Origin of the sequence: Streptomyces sp. 8K308 (genome assembly GCF_004348315.1) — a bacterium.
Lineage (GTDB): Bacteria > Actinomycetota > Actinomycetes > Streptomycetales > Streptomycetaceae > Streptomyces.
On the sequence record NZ_SMKC01000591.1, the window covers coordinates 1 to 1,800 of the forward strand.

1 protein-coding gene is annotated in these 1,800 nt (G+C 75.9%); it reads right to left on the minus strand.

The window, feature by feature from the left end; translation table 11 throughout:
• Nucleotides 1-1,732, minus strand: a 1,732-nt coding sequence (locus E1265_RS35965) for an ABC transporter ATP-binding protein (RefSeq protein WP_243741355.1), incomplete at its 3' end; no start/stop codon positions are given.
• Nucleotides 1,733-1,800: the final 68 nt, after the last annotated feature.

The window sequence follows — 1,800 nt, forward strand, 5'->3', positions numbered from 1 at the left end:
CCTCGTCCCCCTCCCCCACCAGCAGTTCCCCCACCAGCAGTTGGGAGGCGGCCAGTTCGCGGTAGAGCGCGTCGGAGGCGACCAGCTCCTCGTGGCCGCCCGTGGCCCGCACCCGGCCGTGTTCGAGGACCACGATCCGGTCGGCCCCGGTGACCGTGGAGAGCCGGTGGGCGATGAGGATGACCGTGCAGCGTCGGGACGCGGAGTCCACCGCCTCCCGCAGCGCCTGCTCGTTCCTGGCGTCCAGCTGGGCCGTCGCCTCGTCGAGCAGCAGCACCTCGGGGCGGCGCAGCAGGGCCCTGGCGATGGCGAGGCGCTGCCGCTCGCCGCCGGAGAGGGTGACGCCCCGGGTGCCGACGGAGGTCCGCACCCCCTCGGGAAGCCGGGCTACCAGGGCGTCGAGGCGGGTGAGCCGCAGCGCCTCGGCGATGTCCTCCGGCGGGGCGTCCGGCTGGGCATAGCGCAGGTTCTCCTCCAGGGTGCCGGCCATCACCGGCGAGTCCTGCTCGACATAGGCGATGCGCCGCCTGACCTCGGCGCGGCCGAGGTCGGCGATGTCCACCCCGCCGATCCGGATCCGGCCGGCGGCCGGCTCGTAGAAGCGCTGCAGCAGCGCGAAGGTGGTGGTCTTGCCGGCGCCCGAAAGCCCGACCAGGGCGGTCTGGCCGCCGGCGGGCGCGGTGAAGGTGACGCCGCTGAGCGCGGGGCCGCGGCCCGGGTAGGAGAACCACACGTCGTCGAACTCCACGGCGGGCGCCGGGCCCTGGTCCCCGGCACGGCGCGGGGCGTGGTCGACGTCCTCCTCCACGGGCAGCCGGCCCACCTCCTCGATGCGGCCGACGGCGCCGAGACCGAGTTGGAGCGTGCCGAGCCCGGCGACCAGCGAGCCAATGGGGCTGGCCAGGTAGAAGACGTAGAGCAGGAAGGCGATCAGCGCGGGGGCGGTCAGCTCCCCCGAGGCGACCAGCGCCCCGCCGACGCCGAGCACGGCGAGGAAGGCGGCCTGGACGGAGACGCCGGACAGCACCCGGACCCACGCGGCGTAGCGGGCGCCGGTGAGGCCAGCCCGGTAGGCGCCGTCGATCGCCTCCTCGGCGGCGGCGGTCTCCCGGGCCTCGGCGCCGTTGGCCTTGACCGTGCGGGCGGCGCCGAGCGTCCGGTCAAGGGCGGCGCCGACCGCGCCCACGGACTCCTGGGCGCGGGACACCGCCTGCCTGATGCGCGGCAGCACCAGCGTCAGCAGGGCCGTGACGGTCAGCAGCACGGCCACGGTCACGACGAGCAGCCCGACGTGCACGGTGCCCATCAGGACCAGGGCGCCGGCCATGCTGAGCGTGCCGTTGGCGACGTTGACCAGGCCCTCGGTGGCGGCGTTCTGCAGCAGGGTGCTGTCGGAGGTGACCCGGGCGATCAGGTCGCCGGGGGCGCGCCGGTCGAGCTCGGGCACCCGCAGCCGGATCAGCCGGAAGGCGAGGTCGCGACGCACCTGGCGGACCACCCGCTCGGCGGTGCGCTGCTGCCACCAGGACTGGAGCCCGGTGAGGCCGGCGCCGGCCAGCACCAGGGCGGCCAGCCAGACGATCGGGCCAGCGGCGCTCTCGCCGGCCGCCAGGGACTCCAACACCCGTTGCGCGACGAGTGGTTGGACGAGCCCCGAGACGCTGGCGGCCAACACGAGCAGCAACGAGGCGGCCAGCACCAGGCGGTGGGGGCGGGCGTAGCCGAACAGCACCCGCAGCGGGCCGCGTTCGGCCGCCGGCGGCTCGGCCGGGACGGGTGGTGGGGGTGCCGGCTCGGCGG